General features: G+C 68.7%; 19 protein-coding genes. 6 read left to right on the top strand and 13 right to left on the bottom strand.

Features of this window, described 5'->3' with window-relative positions:
• The first annotated feature begins 191 nt into the window (after nucleotides 1-191).
• Nucleotides 192-440, top strand: coding sequence for a hypothetical protein (locus D7Y21_RS16370; protein ID WP_121714265.1), 249 nt, complete (start codon nucleotides 192-194; stop codon nucleotides 438-440).
• Between the two features lie 45 nt (nucleotides 441-485).
• Here the strand turns inward: D7Y21_RS16370 and D7Y21_RS16365 are convergent, their stop codons facing one another.
• The 4 genes from D7Y21_RS16365 to D7Y21_RS16355 all read right to left on the bottom strand — a co-directional run bounded on the left by D7Y21_RS16365 (nucleotide 486) and on the right by D7Y21_RS16355 (nucleotide 2,805).
• Complete coding sequence (locus D7Y21_RS16365; RefSeq protein ID WP_121714263.1) at nucleotides 486-950, bottom strand: tyrosine-protein phosphatase; 465 nt, start codon at nucleotides 948-950, stop codon at nucleotides 486-488.
• 13 nt (nucleotides 951-963) lie between these two features.
• The gene (locus D7Y21_RS41445) at nucleotides 964-1,275 is read right to left on the bottom strand and encodes a hypothetical protein (RefSeq protein WP_147469303.1); all 312 of its coding nucleotides are present in this window, start codon (nucleotides 1,273-1,275) and stop codon (nucleotides 964-966) included.
• Between the two features lie 18 nt (nucleotides 1,276-1,293).
• On the bottom strand, nucleotides 1,294-1,782 hold the full coding sequence (locus D7Y21_RS16360) for a hypothetical protein (protein ID WP_147469302.1): 489 nt from the start codon (nucleotides 1,780-1,782) through the stop codon (nucleotides 1,294-1,296).
• Between the two features lie 126 nt (nucleotides 1,783-1,908).
• Nucleotides 1,909-2,805 carry a hypothetical protein gene (locus tag D7Y21_RS16355; RefSeq protein ID WP_121714259.1) on the bottom strand — a complete coding sequence of 299 codons (897 nt, stop codon included), beginning with the start codon at nucleotides 2,803-2,805 and terminating at the stop codon, nucleotides 1,909-1,911.
• A 124-nt stretch (nucleotides 2,806-2,929) separates the two neighbouring features.
• Here D7Y21_RS16355 and rph point away from each other — a divergent pair, with 124 nt between their 5' ends.
• Nucleotides 2,930-5,548: a rifamycin-inactivating phosphotransferase gene (rph, locus tag D7Y21_RS16350; RefSeq protein ID WP_121714256.1), complete on the top strand. Its 2,619-nt coding sequence runs from the start codon at nucleotides 2,930-2,932 to the stop codon at nucleotides 5,546-5,548.
• A 21-nt stretch (nucleotides 5,549-5,569) separates the two neighbouring features.
• On the opposite strand, the gene D7Y21_RS16345 is transcribed toward rph, so the two are convergent.
• The 6 genes from D7Y21_RS16345 to D7Y21_RS42745 all read right to left on the bottom strand — a co-directional run bounded on the left by D7Y21_RS16345 (nucleotide 5,570) and on the right by D7Y21_RS42745 (nucleotide 10,999).
• Entirely contained in the window at nucleotides 5,570-5,908 is a 339-nt protein-coding gene (locus D7Y21_RS16345; RefSeq protein ID WP_120567054.1) for a hypothetical protein, read from the bottom strand.
• A complete protein-coding gene (locus tag D7Y21_RS16340) occupies nucleotides 5,905-6,714 on the bottom strand; it encodes a DUF2092 domain-containing protein (RefSeq protein ID WP_158619431.1) in 810 nt (269 codons plus the stop codon). The genes D7Y21_RS16345 and D7Y21_RS16340 overlap by 4 nt, the downstream gene beginning before the upstream one ends.
• A gap of 140 nt (nucleotides 6,715-6,854) precedes the next feature.
• Nucleotides 6,855-7,460, bottom strand: a complete 606-nt coding sequence (locus tag D7Y21_RS16335; RefSeq protein ID WP_120567052.1) for an HMA2 domain-containing protein — start codon at nucleotides 7,458-7,460, stop codon at nucleotides 6,855-6,857.
• A gap of 9 nt (nucleotides 7,461-7,469) precedes the next feature.
• On the bottom strand, nucleotides 7,470-7,709 hold the full coding sequence (locus D7Y21_RS16330) for a hypothetical protein (protein ID WP_121714254.1): 240 nt from the start codon (nucleotides 7,707-7,709) through the stop codon (nucleotides 7,470-7,472).
• Nucleotides 7,706-10,663 (bottom strand): cation-transporting P-type ATPase, encoded by a 2,958-nt coding sequence (locus D7Y21_RS16325; protein ID WP_121714252.1) that lies wholly within the window; start codon nucleotides 10,661-10,663, stop codon nucleotides 7,706-7,708. The genes D7Y21_RS16330 and D7Y21_RS16325 overlap by 4 nt, the downstream gene beginning before the upstream one ends.
• 147 nt (nucleotides 10,664-10,810) lie before the next feature.
• Complete coding sequence (locus D7Y21_RS42745) at nucleotides 10,811-10,999, bottom strand: hypothetical protein (protein ID WP_120567049.1); 189 nt, start codon at nucleotides 10,997-10,999, stop codon at nucleotides 10,811-10,813.
• On the opposite strand from D7Y21_RS42745, the gene D7Y21_RS16315 reads away from it, so the two are divergent.
• Nucleotides 10,998-11,429, top strand: a complete 432-nt coding sequence (locus tag D7Y21_RS16315; protein WP_121714250.1) for a hypothetical protein — start codon at nucleotides 10,998-11,000, stop codon at nucleotides 11,427-11,429. The genes D7Y21_RS42745 and D7Y21_RS16315 overlap by 2 nt on opposite strands.
• A 4-nt stretch (nucleotides 11,430-11,433) precedes the next feature.
• On the opposite strand, the gene D7Y21_RS16310 is transcribed toward D7Y21_RS16315, so the two are convergent.
• From D7Y21_RS16310 to D7Y21_RS16300, 3 genes are all read right to left on the bottom strand, one after another.
• Nucleotides 11,434-12,417, bottom strand: a complete 984-nt coding sequence (locus D7Y21_RS16310; RefSeq protein WP_121714249.1) for a hypothetical protein — start codon at nucleotides 12,415-12,417, stop codon at nucleotides 11,434-11,436.
• Complete coding sequence (locus D7Y21_RS16305) at nucleotides 12,404-12,973, bottom strand: hypothetical protein (protein ID WP_199735426.1); 570 nt, start codon at nucleotides 12,971-12,973, stop codon at nucleotides 12,404-12,406. The genes D7Y21_RS16310 and D7Y21_RS16305 overlap by 14 nt, the downstream gene beginning before the upstream one ends.
• Before the next feature lie 74 nt (nucleotides 12,974-13,047).
• A complete protein-coding gene (locus D7Y21_RS16300; protein ID WP_121714247.1) occupies nucleotides 13,048-13,329 on the bottom strand; it encodes a hypothetical protein in 282 nt (93 codons plus the stop codon).
• A 21-nt stretch (nucleotides 13,330-13,350) separates the two neighbouring features.
• Between D7Y21_RS16300 and D7Y21_RS16295 the strand changes: the two genes are divergently transcribed.
• The 3 genes from D7Y21_RS16295 (at nucleotide 13,351) to D7Y21_RS16285 (ending at nucleotide 15,339) form a co-directional block, all read left to right on the top strand.
• Entirely contained in the window at nucleotides 13,351-13,590 is a 240-nt protein-coding gene (locus D7Y21_RS16295) for a hypothetical protein (RefSeq protein ID WP_120567045.1), read from the top strand.
• A 175-nt stretch (nucleotides 13,591-13,765) separates the two neighbouring features.
• A complete protein-coding gene (locus D7Y21_RS16290) occupies nucleotides 13,766-14,299 on the top strand; it encodes a hypothetical protein (RefSeq protein WP_121714245.1) in 534 nt (177 codons plus the stop codon).
• 23 nt (nucleotides 14,300-14,322) lie between these two features.
• The gene (locus D7Y21_RS16285) at nucleotides 14,323-15,339 is read left to right on the top strand and encodes a hypothetical protein (RefSeq protein ID WP_233612122.1); all 1,017 of its coding nucleotides are present in this window, start codon (nucleotides 14,323-14,325) and stop codon (nucleotides 15,337-15,339) included.

The following is a 15,339-nucleotide window of genomic DNA, read 5'->3' as shown; positions in this document are numbered from 1 at the left end:
AACTGCTCTGGGTGCGCACCTTCTCCACCGTGGAGGCACTCCGACAGGCGCTGCTGGAGTGGGCCCACCGGTACAACGAGCACTGGCTGCTGGAGCGCCACCATTTCCGCTCGCCGAGTCAGGCCCGACGAGCGCTGATGCAGTCGAAGCAGGCGGCCTGATTACAACCAACCTGGTGTCTCAACAATTCGGTGCGGTACAGGCTGGAGCTGGGCGTGATGCACGAAACAGAATCCCGGACGCACGTGGCCACGACGGGGCTCCACGTCGCGCCCTATTTCTCCTTCATCTACGGCTCGGTGGGCCTGCGCCTGGGCATCCCGCTTTCCGCCGCGGAGGACCACCGGCCCCGGTATGGCTTCGAAGGGGCTGTCGTCCTGAGCTTGAAGCTTCCCGTGTTGTTGGGCGGGAGGACCGTCGCTCGCTTCCCCCATCTGTGAGTCGAGTGTGGCCGGCTCCGCGCGCTACTCCAGCTCCGAGTAGGCCTAAGGCTCTACCAGCGCATCCCCCCAGGCCAGGCGGTCTGGGCCTACGCCCTCCGCGGTGACCTGACGCAGCTCTGCGAGCCTGGCGCGCGCAGCCTCGGCGCTCAGTCCGAGGTGTCGCAAGAGCGCGTAGCCGAACATGCCCGTGCGGTGAATCCCCGCCGAGCAGTGGATGACCAGCTTGCCGCCGCCCTCGACGATGGCGCTCAGTTGGCGCAACACCTGCCTGAGCTCCTGGGTCCGCTCGGGGGCCGGGACCGCTCCGCCGTGAAACGGTACCCAAATCCAACCGAGGCCCGCTCGGGTCGCGGCCTCGCCAAGCTGGCGTGCGCCCTCGGTTTCCGCAAGCAGGGTGACGACGTGAGTCACCCCTTCGGCACGCAGCGTGGAGAAGTCCTTGAGCTTGGGTCGATGTGTCAGCGAGATCGCACCACCGCCAATGGAGACAAGGTGGACATCACTCATGGGGCAGTCCTCGTCACCGGGTGCCGGGAGCTGACAGCGCCGCCCAGCGCTTGACTTCGTCCGCAGTGGGCTTGAGGTCAACCACGATGAAGCGCTCCTCGTCATCATCGAAGTAGGTCTTCGCCGTGGCCTCCAGCAGGCTCCGGGCCAACACTTTCTCCAGGAGCATATTCCTGGGGTCGGTCGACTTGCCCAGGCTCCTACGAAAGGCCTTCTGCATGCGGGCAAGCTGCGGAGGTGGTGCGGGGGGCTCATCCCATTCGGTGTAAGAAGCGAGGTTCACTCCGTAGAGGTGGTGCTTTCGAGCGACGAAGTCGCTGCCCACCTCGACCGGCTCCGCGCGCTACTCCAGCTCCGAGTAGGCCTCTTCCAGACTCTCCAGGCTTTCGGCCACATCCTTGGCAGGGCATTTGGGGAGGTGGTCCACCAACTTGATGACCAACTCGTCCACCACCTCAAGGCTTACCTCACCCAGCTCGGTTTCACCCACCTCGACGAATTCAGTAGGCTCCCAGTCCAGGTAGATTCGAACCCGTTCGCTGCCGACCTTCTCCAGCACGAGCCGCGCGGCATCATCTGGATGCTCATAGACCCACTTCTTCTCGGAGGATTCGAGCCAGGGAAATACACTCGACCATGCCAGCGCGAAGTCTACTCCTGGCACGACGAACGAGGCCTTGCTGAAGTCACCTGATTCCGCGGCCTTCACATCCCCAAAAACATTGGGATGGGAACTCGTTCCGAGAAAAATGGCTGTCTGGAAAAGATGGTATCCCACCAGCAAGTCATCGGCTTCGGACGAGGTGCTCCGCTTGAGCTCTTCGTCAGACAAGACGCACTTCATCCACATTGTGATTCCTGTCCCCATTGGATGGCGGATCCCTTTGACCTGACCCTGAAGCTCCCCGTGCGGCTGGGCCGGGACACCGCCGTTCCCAGCTTCCACCAGTGAGTCTTCTCAGAGCGTCTTGACGTAACCCGAGACCTTCGGATTGCAGGCACTGACCTTCTTCAGCGCGGCCTCGGCTGCCTTCTTCTCCGAGTGGATGCTTGTCACGATGAACAGCCCCGGCGTCAGGCGCTTGTGCGGCGTGGTCTCGAGGACCAGGAAGCTGCTCGTACAGGCCTGCTCCAGCTGCGCGTTGTCGCGGGATGCGATGGCCTCCTGGACCGTCTTGAAGCTTCCGATGATGGCCGCGTAGCGCGCGGGCCGGTTCCGGAGCTCCTTCACCACTTTGCGGCCAGCGGCATCCCAGCGGTAGGCATCAATCTTCCACTGGTCTGGCTCGGCGGAGAGAAACGCATACTCCCTGTAGAAGCCCTCGACCGGTGAGCCCGGCGTCAGCGGGTATGGGCCGACGTGGGAACTCTCCGGACCCGCGAAGTTCTCATCCCCGTTCCAGGCTTCCGCCACCCCGCCGTCCTTGACCGCGTAGAGGCGGTGATGGCGATGGACATGTTCGAACCCGCCCTCCTGGGTGACGAGGAGTCCCCACTCCCCGGCCTCCAGTCGTACCGGCTGGACGGAGGTCGTGACGTTCTGTTCCTCCTCGCCGGAGGTCCAGCGCTCGGAGGACTCGGCTTGAATCCCGTACGCCATACCGGCGGGCAGCTTCGCCTTGCGCTTCCCGCCAGCCCCGTCGCTCAACTCGAGCTCGAGCTGGCAGGTATCGCCCGCCTTGCGGCAGCCCGTGGCGCGCAGGACGTACATCGCTTCGGTCGTCTCGCTCGCCTTGAAGCGCTTGAGCTCGAGACCTCCCTGCGTCGCGGGCTCGGCGCTGACCGCCCGCGGAACGCTCGCGCCCAGGAGCATGATGAATACCGAACCCAGCGCGGACCGACTTCCAAAGCCCATCTCTCCTGCCTCCCTGATTCCGACCGCAGTGTCCTCCACCTGAGAGTTTCACGCCGCCGTTCGGGCCTCCAGGGGGCATCCGAGGAGTACAGTGCCGCCCTTTGGGCGAGAGCGAGGGGATCTCATGGGCTGCTACGTGTTGGGTCTTCAGGAACTCGACCAGACGCAGGTCGCGATCGTGGGCGGCAAGGGCGCGCATCTGGGGGAGCTTTCGCGGATCGACGGCATCCGCGTGCCGGCTGGCTTCTGTGTGACGACCGACGCCTTCCAGCGGATCCTGGCGGAGGCGCCGTCAATCGACGGGCAGCTCCAGCAACTGTCGCGCCTGAAGCCGGACGACCGGGATCAACTCCGCGCGCTCAGCGCCGAGATCCGCCGGACCCTCGAAGGGACCGCCATCCCTGACGATGTGGCCGTGGCAATCACCCACGCGCACGCCAGTCTCGGTGAGCACGCCGCCTACGCCGTCCGTTCGAGCGCGACGGCGGAGGACCTGCCCACGGCCTCCTTCGCGGGCCAGCAGGACACGTACCTGAACGTCGTGGGGCCGGCGGCGATCCTCCAGCACGTCAGCCGGTGCTGGGCCTCGCTCTTCACCGAGCGGGCCGTCATCTACCGCCTGCGGAACGGCTTCGACCACCGCAAGGTCCGCATGGCGGTCGTCGTGCAACAGATGGTCTTCCCGCAGGCGGCCGGCATCCTGTTCACGGCCGACCCCATCACCTCCCACCGGAAGGTCGCCTCCGTGGAGGCAAACTTCGGCCTCGGTGAGGCCCTGGTCTCCGGTCTGGTGAACGCGGACTCCTACAAGGTGCGGGACGGCGAGGTCATCTCCAAGGCGATCGCCACCAAGCAACTGGCCATCCACGCCTTGCCGGCAGGCGGGACGCAGGAACAGGCGATCGATCCGGAGCGGCAGCAGCAGCCCGCGCTGACGGATGCGCAGGTCGTGCGGCTCGTGCAGCTGGGCCGGCGGATCGAAGCGCACTTCGGCCGTCCCCAGGACATCGAATGGTGCCTGGTCGATGACGCGTTCTTCTTCGTCCAGAGCCGGCCCATCACCACGCTGTTCCCCATCCCCGTGGCCAGCGACCAGGAGAACCACGTCTACGTCTCCGTCGGTCATCAGCAGATGATGACCGACGCCATGAAGCCGCTGGGGCTCTCCCTGTTCCAGCTGACGGCCTTGCGGCCGATGTTCGAGGCCGGCGGGAGGCTGTTCGTCGACATCACCCAGCTCCTGGCTTCACCGGCGGGCCGCGCGGTCCTCGTGGACGGCCTGGGGAAGAACGATCCGCTGATCAAGGATGCGCTGCAGACCCTCCTTGGACGCAGCGACTTCATCCGGCCACTCCCGGACGCGAGTCCCAGCAGGCCGCCGGCTGGCGGCGCACCCGCCCCGATCGCAACCGATCCGGCCATCGTCGACGAACTGATCGGCGGCAATCAGGCCTCCGTCGCCGCCTTGAAGCGCGACATCCAGACGAAGTCCGGGGCGGCGCTGTTCGACTTCATCCTGACGGACATCCAGGAGCTGAAGCGGCTCCTGTTCGAGCCGCGAAGTCATCAGGCGATCATGGCCGGGATGGAGGCCACCTGGTGGCTCAATGAGCAGCTGCAGGCGTGGCTGGGCGAGAAGAACGCGGCAGACACGCTCACGCAGTCCGTCCCCAACAACGTCACGTCGGAGATGGGGCTGGCGCTCCTGGAGGTCGCGGACGTGATCCGCCCGCATCCGGACGTGGTGGCCTACCTGCGGCAGGTCGAGGATGAAGGCTTCCTGGACGGGATGGACACGCTCGCGGGCGGCCGGGAAGCGCGAGACGCCATCCGCGCCTATCTCGACAAGTACGGCATGCGCTGCGTCGGCGAGATCGACATCACGAAGCCGCGTTGGAGCGAACGGCCCTCCACGCTCGTGCCCATCCTCCTGGGCAACATCCAGAACTTCGAACCGGGTGCCGGCGCGCGGCGCTTCGAGCAGGGACGTCAGGAGGCCTGGAAGAAGGAACAGGAGCTGCTGGAGCGCCTGCGGGCCTTGCCGGACGGGGAGGCGAAGGCTGAAGAGACGAAGCGGATGATCGACCGGGTCCGGACCTTCATGGGGTACCGGGAGTATCCGAAGTACGGCATCGTCAACCGGTACCTCGTCTACAAGCAGGCCCTGTTGGAAGAAGCCGGGCGCCTCGTGCAGGCCCACGTGCTTCGTGAAAAGGAAGACATCTTCTACCTCACGTTCCAGGAGCTCCACGACGTCGTGCGCACGAACCAGGCGGATGACCTGCTCATCCGTCAGCGCAAGGACGCGTTCCGGTCGTATCAAGCGCTCACGCCGCCCCGGGTGCTCACCTCGGATGGCGAGGTCATCGCCGGGGCATACCGGCGCGACGACCTGCCGGCGGGCGCGCTGGTCGGCCTGGCGGTTTCCGCGGGGACCATCGAGGGACGCGCCCGCGTCATCCTGGACATGGCGGAGGCCAGGCTCGAAGCAGGCGACATCCTGGTCACCTCCTTCACGGACCCGAGCTGGACGCCCTTGTTCGTGTCCATCAAGGGCCTGGTGACGGAGGTCGGCGGCCTGATGACCCACGGCGCGGTGATCGCACGGGAGTACGGCTTGCCAGCCGTCGTGGGCGTGGAGCAGGCCACCCGATTGATCCGGGACGGGCAGCGGATCCGCGTGCATGGGACGGACGGATACGTCGAGCTCCTGTCCTGGCCAGACGAGGCGCTCCGGCGGTGATCACCGGAGCGCCAGGGACGACTACTCGGCGACGTACACGAGGGTGTCCCCCTGGTAGAAGGGGCGGTAGCGGACGCCGCCGCACTGCTGGTAGGCGACGCCGCCCACCGTCGTGGCCGCGCAGCCCGCGGGGAGCGTCGTGACGGTGGCCGCGCCCGCCGGTGCCGCCACCACGGTCGTGTTGTTGCCGTAGACGGCGTCCTGACGGGCGGCCGTGCGTCTCGAGGTGCGCCGCGCCACCCGGCGCGACGTGCCGTAGTACTGGGCCAGGGCCACCTCCGGGAGCATGTCTCCCAGGAAGAAGAGCCCCAGCAACATCGCCGCCGCCCGCTGGCGGGGCTTGCGCGAGTGCGTTGTCATTTCGAGCCTCCTTGCTGCGCTCCGCCCTTCGAGTCCGGTGCGAGGAACGACACGCGCGTGGCATCGCGTGGGGGCGTGAACTGGAACTGGTCCGGGGTGAGCTGGGGCGACAGGTTCCACTCGGACAGAGTCACCGAGTACTGCGGCGCTCCCGGCAGGTCCCGCGAGGTGATGACGTACTTGAGCGGCAGGGGCCGCGGGCCGTCCTCGACCCACAGCTCCCAGTCCACGCCGTCGCGGTTGCGGAACGCCAGGTGATGCACGGGCACGCCGTTCACCTTGGCGCGGCCGAGGTATTTCCCGGAGCGCACGTCCTCGGTGAGCGCGGTGTAGGGATTGCTGACGAGCAGGTCACCCCCGGGCGCATCCAATCCGAGCTTCTGCGAGGCCATGTCCAACGTGGCATCCAGGGTGGAGGGGGCGGGCGTCGTCGCATACGCGTTGGCCTGCTCGCCGTGGACCGTGAGTCGCTGGCCGTCATAGAAGAGGTGGAGCCTGGCCAGGTCTCCGGCGCGGTCCACGCGGAGCCGGTTGGGCCGCTGCAGGCGCACGTCGCCCGCGCGCTGCAGTTGGATCTTCTGCCCCGAGTCGAGCACTTCATCGAGCGTCCCCTCGGTGCGGACGGAGAACTCCCGCTGCTCGGCCAGGAAGTCGCCCATCTGGCGCAGGATGCGCTGGGCCTGGGGATCGATCTTGGCCTCGGACTCGGTGCGCTCGGCGGTTGCCTGCTCCTGTTGCGCGCCCGCGAGCAGAGGTGTCGCTCCCAGGAGCAGGGCGAGCAGGGCCCCGCACCACCTCTTCCTCAAGCGTGCACTGCTACCTGTGTCTGTCATGAACCCCTCCTGTCCCCAGGACGTTGGGGACATGGCCGAGGGGCTCCAAGGCTCACCGGTTCAACCGCCGCGCTGTCTGGTGCCTTGCAAAAGGCCGTCACCGCGGACCGACATCAGTGGGAGGCGCCGGGGGGGCCCTTGCCATGCGGGGGCGCGTCGCCGCTGTCGTGGCGCACCTGGGCTGGCGTGCTCCGGATGGCCAACTCCTCCATGGTGGCGAAGGTGCGGAAGGCCCACCAGCCCAGGCTGAACCACGGAGGGGCTTCGAGCCTTCCTTTGACGGCCACATTCATCACGCCCGCCGCCGCGAAGCCCAGCGCCGTCAGCGCGCCCAGGTCCACGTGGCCCTCGGTGGCTCGTAGCAGCTCCACGTTGAGTCCCTTGATGAACGAGCTGGCCGCTCGCGCCACGCCGCTGCCCTCCTCGAGGGACCGCAGCAGGGCGTCCCCGTCGGGCAGTTCCTCTCCAGGGCGCACCACCGTGTCCACGCCGGTGCTCCGGCGCACCTCCTCCAGCAGTCGATCGACGTCTATTTCCTCGGGGTCGTGCATGCACAGCACGCTGCCGGTGAAGGGCCGCACCTGCACTTCGCTGATGCCCTCCACCAGCAGCAGGTCGTCCGCCAGCGACGTGGCCACCTTCCCGGCGCGCCGCAACCACGGCAGCCGCAGGCGCGTGCGCCCCGGTGACGTGTGGATGACGTGGATGCTCTTCTCCATGTGCGCTCCCTAGGCCCGGGCCTCATCCGCGGGCCGCGTGCGTTCGCCTCCGCGAGCCCTCGCTTTCGCTTCCGCCATCAGGTCCTCGATGTCCTCGTGCTTCATCGCGGCGCGCGCGATCACCATGTCGACGAAGTGGTAGGCCGCGGTGGCCACCTCCACGAGGAGCGGCCGCAGATGCTTGGTCACCAGCACGGTGCCCGCGCCCGCGCCGTAGCCCATGAGAAAGGAGGGGAGGTCGAACTTCATGAAGGTGTCTCCAGGGAAGAGGTTGTGTCCGTCACCCGCCGCGCCCGGCGCACCACCTGCGCGCCCCACGCGGGCGTCGCGCCCACCAGGGCCGGGAGCAACAGTCCCGCGGCCAGCCCGCCGAACGTCAGCGGCGTGGGCGCTGGAAGGCGCAATACCCGCCGCAGCGGCGGGAGGGTGAGCGCCGCCACGTGCAGGGCCGTGGCACCGCCGACGAAGGTGTAGATGCGCCACTCGCCGTCCGTGGGGATATGCCGCCGCGCCTCCCGGGGCGCGCGGCACACGGCCGAATAACCGAGCTGCACCGCGGTGAGCGTCCCGAACGCCAGCGGTGGTCCACCCAGTGCCATCCCCAGTGCTCCGACGCCCGCCATCAGCGCGCCGTCCCGCGCCACCCGCCGCACCGCCGGTCTCGTGAGCAGCGGCATCCCCGGTGGCGCCGGAGGCCGGTCGAGGATGGCCGGGTCTCCCGGCTCCAGCGCCAGGGCGATTCCCGGCAGCGTGTCCGTGAGGAGGTTGATCCACAGCAACTGCAGCGGCGAGAGCGGCTCCCGCAGCCCCAGCAGGCTCGCGCCCAACACCAGCGTCATCTCCGAGAGGTTGGTCGCGAAGAGGAAGCGCAGCGCCCGGCGCAGGTTGTCCTGGACGATGCGGCCTTCGCCCACCGCGGACATGATGCTGCGCAGGTCCTCGCTGGCCATCACCACATCCGCCACCGCGCGCGCCATGTCGCTGGAGCGCACGCCCACCGCCACGCCCACGTCCGCGGCCCGGAGCGCCGGGGCGTCGTTGATGCCGTCTCCCGCCATGGCGACGATGGCTCCCTGCGCGCGCAGGGCCTTCACCAGCTTCCGCTTGTCCTCCGGAGTCACACGCGCCAGCACCGCGGTGCGGGCGAGCCCGTCCGAAAGCGCCTCTCCCGACAGCTCGAGCAGCTCCGCCAGCTCATGCGGGGTGAGGGTGTCCCCCTCCAATCCCACCTGCCGGGCGACGGCCTCGGCCGTGCGGGGCTGGTCTCCCGTCAACACCACCGTGCGGATGCCCGCGCCTCGCGCCTGGCGCACCGACTCCGCCGCGCCCTCGCGGAGCGGGTCCCTCAGCCCCACGAAGCCGATGAAGGTGTACCCCTCCGTCGGCGCGGGGCCCGCGTCCCCGTCGAGCCGCCGCCAGGCCAGCGCCAGCACGCGCAGCCCGTCCGCCGCCAGCGCGTCGTTGCGCCTCGCCAGCCGCTTCCGCTGCTGTGCGTCCAGCGGCCCTTTCGAGTCCCGTTCGCAGATGGCCAGCACCTGCTCGGGAGCTCCCTTGATGAAGGCCACCGTGCCATCGCCGGGCGCATGGTGGACACTCAGCACGTAGTGGATGGCCTCGGAGCGCTCGCGGAGGTGGCGGCGAGGGAAGGCGCGGCGCAGCGCGGCCCCGTCCAGCCCCGCGGCGTGCGCGGCGGCCACCAGCGCCTTCTCCGTGGAGCTGCCGGACACCTCCAGCGTCGTGCCGCGGTGGTGGATGTCCACGTCGCTGTTGAGCAGTCCCAACGCCAGCGCCAGCGTGGGTGGATCCTCCAGCACGGCCTGGGGGCGCGGACGCAGCGAGGACAGCTCCAGGGGGCCCTCCCCCAGGTCCAGCACCTCCAGCCGCATCTCGTTGCGCGTGAGGGTGCCCGTCTTGTCCGCGCAGATGATGGTGACGCCTCCGAGCGCTTCGGCGGCCACCACGCGCCGCACCACCATGCCGCGCGCGTGCAGCCGCTGCATGGCGCGCAGCAGCGCCGCGGTCGCCACCAGGGGCAGGCCCTCGGGAAGCGCCGCCACGCCCAGCGCCACCGCGCCGCGCAGCACCTGGGGCCCGGAGCGGCCGTGGGCCAGGCCCGCCAGGGCGGACAGCGTCGCCGCGCCCACGGAGGCCGCCGCCACGCGCCGGTCCAACTGGCCCATCTTGCGCGTCAGCGGCGTGGACGGCGCGGACTCCTGCGCCACCAGCTCCCGCACGCGCGCCATCTCCGTGTCCGCGCCCGTGGCCACCACCAGGGCGCGCCCACGTCCCGAGGCCACCGCGGTTCCCGCGAACAACAGCGGCGTCCGCTCGGCCAGCGGCGCCCGCGCATCCACCGGCGCGGCCTGCTTGGGTTGCGGCTCGCTCTCGCCGGTGAGGGGAGCCTCGTCCGCGCAGAGCCGGTGCGCCTCCAGCACGCGCATGTCCGCGGGCAGCACGTCTCCGGCGCGCAGCAGCACCACGTCCCCGGGCACGAGCTCCGCCGCGGGCACCGTGAGGAGGACGCCGCCGCGCAGCACCTGTGCCGCACCCGCCTCCAGCTTCTGCCACGACGCGAGCAGCTCCTGGTTGCGGCGCTCGATGCGGTAGCCGATGCCCGCGTTGAGCCCCACCACCGTGAGGATGGCGGTCGCCTCCAGCCCGTCTCCCGCGAGCACCGAGGCCCCCGCCGAACCCAGCAGCAGCATCGTGGGCACGGTGGCCAGCTGCGAGCCCATCATGGCCAGGCGCGAGCGCGGTGCCTCCTCCTGCATGACATTGGGGCCAAAGCGCTTGAGCCGCCGGGCCGCCTCCTCGGTGGTGAGGCCCTGCTCCGTACCGTCCAGCCGGGCCAGCACCGCGTCCACGGTCATCGCATGCCACGGCTCCTGCTGTCCGCGCCGCGCGTGTTGCACCGGGCCGGCCTTGCGCGGCGTGGTTCCTTGGGCGGTCTGTGTGTCGGGCTCCTGGCGCAGCCGGGCCAGCAGCGGGGCCTGCGGCGCGTAGCGCACCAGCAGCCGTCCCGTGCGGGGTTCCGCGCTCACGTCCACGACGCCGGGCCAGGTGGCGAAGGTTCGCTCCAGCCGCCTGCCGAGGAAGGCATTCCACCGCAGGTCGGGGACCTCCAGGCGCAGCCTGCGCGCCGCGGTCGAGTGGCGCACCACCCGCGCGGGTGCGCACTGCCCGTCCATGAGGAACACCACCATTAGCGACCCCCTGACCGGGTCTCAGAGAGGTGGGGATGGTGGCCCGCCGGAACAAGTCAGCCCGGCGGGCCAGCGAAAGCCGCGGGGGCGACACCGTGCGCGGGTCGTTTCACCGGTCAACACCCGGTCCACCCTCGCGCTGGATACCTATGGGTCCCGGGCGGATTCACCGGTGAAGAGTGCGAAGTCGGGCCCGCTGTAAGCCAACTGCGTCAAGCTCTGAAGGAGTGAAGCCATGCGTCTCAATGGCGCCATCCGTGACAGTTCAATCTCGTAGGTCTTGTCGAACCAGCGCCAGGGAGTGGCGTGGGCGTGCTTGACGACAAGCTCGCCCATGCTCTTTCCTCACGACATGAAGACGCCTCTCTCCTTGCTCGTGAGTGCCGCGTTCACCCTTGCCTCTGTCCCCGCGCTCGCCCAGGACCGCGCGGATGATTTGCTCAGCGGCAGGCCTCCCCCCACGGGCACCGGGATGCTCGTCACAGGCAGCATCTTGTCCGGCGTGGCCGCGGTGAACCTGCTCTCCTCGCCTCTCTGCAAGACGAGCCTGATTCCTCGCGACACGCAGGATGTCTGTCTTGGGTCCTCCCTGGTGATTGGCGGCGTCCTCGCGGCCGTGGGGCTCCCGCTCCTGTTCGTGGGCATCAGCCGCCACAACACCTACGTCGAATGGAAGCGGCAACACCGCGCCATCTCGTTGCTCACCGACGTTGGCGTCGCGCCGACTCCAGGGGGAGCCGCGCTCACGTGGAGCGCCTCGTTCTGAAGGCTCAACCGGAGCGGCGGCGCCGCGACTTCGCCCGGCGCTGCGGCGCCTTCTCGCGCTGCGGTGCCTTGACGGCCTCGGGCGTCCGGGCGAGGTGGCGCACCTGGTAGAGGCTCAGCAGCATCATCGTCACCGCGCGCGACGCGTCCGGGGCAGGGGACGCTTCAGCCGCCGCGTCCTTCGGGACATGGGGGAGCCAGGACTCCTCCAGCCGGATCCGGAGCCGGAGGCGCTCCCCGGTGATGCGCAGCCGCTGAAGCTTCGCACCGGGCGGAAGGCGCACCGCCTCCCGGGCCCGGTCCAATGACAGCGCCGCGAGCCGCGGGTGCCGCTTCGCCTTCACGCGCAGCCGGGCGTCCAGGAACAGGGTGTCGTACTCCTTGGTCTTCTTGCGGCGCCGGGGCCCGTTGGGTCCCGGGTCGCTGACCTTGTTCCTGCGGCGCTCCACCGCGCTCAGCCGCAGGTGCGCGCCATCCGCCAGCCGCGTCTCCAGCGTGAGCCACGGGTCCAGCACATCCGACACGGCCTTCGAAAGGAGCTTCAGGTCATAGAAGCTCGAACCCGGCCCCTCGGGACGCGGGTCGGGACGAAGCCGCAGGCGCACGGGCGTCTTGGGTGCGAGGTCGTCCTTGAGGCGCAGGAGCACCCGGCGGACCAGCTCTGGCCGGCGGTCCAGCGCATCGCCAGGATGGCCCTCGGCGTGGAAGCGTCTGGGAAGCAGACTGCGAAACCACAGCACGATGCCCAGCCCGACCGCGAGGGTTCCCGCCACGACATCCAGGGGGCCGTCGGCGGTGCCGGCAACCCATAGGAGCAGGAGGAAGACCCCGATCCTCGACAGGGAGATCAGCCGGTGCCCCACGCGGCTCCGGAAGCGGCGGGCCTTCTGGATGGACGGGAGCGCCGCCAGGGCATCCATCACCCCTGGCAGGGGAGCCTCGAGCTCCAGGGCCTGCGACTTCGGGTGGATGCCTTCAACGGATGCCACGCGGCCCTCCTGCTTGCACGGGCGTGTTCGGGAGCGGGCATGCTAGCCGTCGCGGCGAGACATTCCACGTGGCGGGAAGGTCCGCCTCGCAGAACACACAGACGAACCAGGCCTCCTTCACGAGGTTGATTTCGCCGCACTGCGTGCAGCGCCGGAAGACGGCCTCGTGCGTGAAGCCAGCGGGGGGACTCAGCCCCGCGTTCGTGAGGGCCCATTCGACGGCGGCCCAGCAGGTCGTGTCCGGGCAATACCCCGTCGACTGATTCGAGACTTCCGTCACGAAGGGAGCCGGGCTCCCTCGTTGGAAACGGATCTCTCCGGCTGCCAGCACTTCTTCGCCCCCCGCGCATGCAACGTGCTCGGCGCGTCGTGGGGCCAGCCGCAGGCGTCCCTGGAGGTCGACGACGTATGTAGCCCCTTCGACGAGGGCGTCTGGCGTCGCATCGAGCCACGCCTCGACGTCGCGTGGTGCCACGATGGGAAATCCCACCGGGGCGTTCTCGACGGCGAGGCGTATCGCCTCCGGACCGATGTAGGAGTAGGCGTGTAGTTGCATGCCTGCTCCTCTACGGCCGAAAGGGCGTCGGCTGACTCACATCCCCGGGACGGCCGCTCGGAACTCTCGCAGGCTCATCTCCAGGTCCCCTCCCGCCGCATCTCCAGGGGGAGGGCACTTTCGGGCCGGGCCATGAAGGACTCCACGCCCTGCAGGACGGCACGGCACAGCTCGTCGGACGCCACTTCACCCAACGACGCCGTGCCGCACTGGATGGCGATGCGGCCCTTCTTCGCCCGTTTGAAGCGCAGGCTGAAGGATGAGTCCGCGCCCACGAAGCGGTGGTCCGTCGCGCCGCCCACCACCAGCGCCTTGAGCCCTCCGCGCAGGTCCGCGAACGCGATGACGAGCATCATGCCTGGTCCGGGGACCTGCCCTTGGAGGTGCAGGTCCCCGCGTCGCTCGTGAAGGTCATGTGCCCCAGGTCGAAGCCCGAGCGGTCGGGGGCCTGGGAGCTCTACGATCCGGCCACGGGCGCCTGGGCCGTGTCAGGCGCCATGTCCACGCCGCGCTACAACCAGGCGACCACCGCGCTCAGCACGGGCGACATCCTGGTCGCGGGCGGTTACCTGAGCCCCAGCGCGCAGAACACCACGGTGGAGCTGTACCGCCCGTGACGTGAGGCGGGGACTCACCGCCGCCTTTGACGGGGGGGAGTCCTTGGTGCGTCTGTCCCTCGGCCTCAAGAGGTCTGGGCGCTTGAAGCGCAGCCTGGCCGCTGGAGGCCGGCGGCCCTTGCCTGCGCCGGGCCTCGTCGCGAGCTTGAACCATGAGTGTCAGAGGAGCTTCGCGATGGAACTCACACCTCAAGCAGTAGCCATCCCCAAATCGACCGAGCACCTTGAGAAGGGGAAGTACGGCCCCATCTTTCCGAAGACTCCCGCCTGTTACGGCTTCACCATCGTCGCCAACGTCAAACCGGGGCGCGCCGATACGATGCGCGGCTACGGTCAGCGATTGGCCGAGTCCCTGAAGACCGAGCCCCACCTGCTGGCGCCGCTCAAGCTCCACTACCTGCGCTGGGTGCTCTTCGATAACGACACCCGGTTCATGTACCAGGGCATCTTCGATACCGATTTCGACAAATACACCGAGGACGCGGTCGTCATCTTCACGCGCTCCGGCATCAACACGGCCTTCGAGAACCTCGAGGGTTTTCCCATGGACTGGAAGACCAACACGCAGGCGTTCATCCAGTTCATCCGGGACCACCAGTGCACCAGCTTCCTGGAGTACGGCGAGTATCCGTTCTTCACGAGCGATGAGATCAAGAAGGCCCTGAAGCTCAAGGCCGCGTTCTCCGAGATGATCGAGCAGATGCAGTAGGACCGCAGCGAGAAGGGCCTGTCATGAGCACCCAGCCCGCACGGACGTACAACCAGGACCACGCGCCCCGGCGATATGCGAAGGGGCATCGGCGCGTCAGCGTCTACACGTCCTGGAGCTACCCCGGAGAGGCCAATCGGGATCCGACCGAAATGGACAATCGGTTCTCGACGATGACCGAGGTCCGCCGGGTGCTCTGGCCCACGTATGAGTCCCCGCAGTGGGCGGACCCGCGGAGGTTCCAGCAGGGCATCTCCGGCTCGCTGGAGCTCTTCTTCTGGGCATGGGTGCGGTTCCAGAAGGTCGTCGAGGAGGCCACCGGGTACGCGGTCCCCATGTTCCAGCGGGTGGATCAGGCGGGCTTCACCCTGCCGCTCGACGAGCGGGTCCTCGCCGACGCGGACACGCTGCTCGTCTTCAGCCTGGACCACAACGTCACCGAGCAGGTGGCGGCTCCGGAGGAGCTCGAAGCGCTCCGCGCGTTCCTCGCGCGCGAAGGCACCTGCCTGGTGATAGGCCCCCACCATGATGTCGGGCACTCGGAGGACATGCAGGAGCGTGCCCTCGAGTACGCCCACCATGGCGACGCGCTGGTGCCTCGCCAGCAGCGCTTTGGCAGTTATGCGCGCTCGTTGATGCAGGGGCTGGGAATCCCCGTCGAGAATCGCTGGGGCCTCCGCCCGGCCGTCATCGAGGGAACGAGCCGGAGTGTCCCGCTGACGGTGCGCGAGGACCTGGACACCCGCGGCTGGCTCAACGGGGTCCAGAACTTCAACTTCCACATGCACCTGCCGCATTACGCGGTCACGACGGACGACGCCCGTTCGGTTCGCGTCCTGGCGACGCAGCCCATTGATCTGACCCGGCCCCATCCCTTCACGAACGCGGGGAACACCGAGTTCAACGCCCTGGTGTGGATGCCGCCTGGCGACGGCAGGGCCGGTGACGTGCTGGTGGCGGACTCCACCATCTTCAGCACCCTGTTCGGGGCGGACGAGAGCCTCGAGCGCTTCTGGAAGAACCTGGCCACCGGCCACTGA

Origin of the sequence: Corallococcus sp. AB045, from assembly GCF_003668895.1 — a bacterium.
Taxonomy (GTDB): domain Bacteria; phylum Myxococcota; class Myxococcia; order Myxococcales; family Myxococcaceae; genus Corallococcus; species Corallococcus coralloides.
The sequence above is the reverse complement of the archived record's forward strand: the minus strand, read 5'-3'. Positions and strand labels throughout refer to the sequence as shown.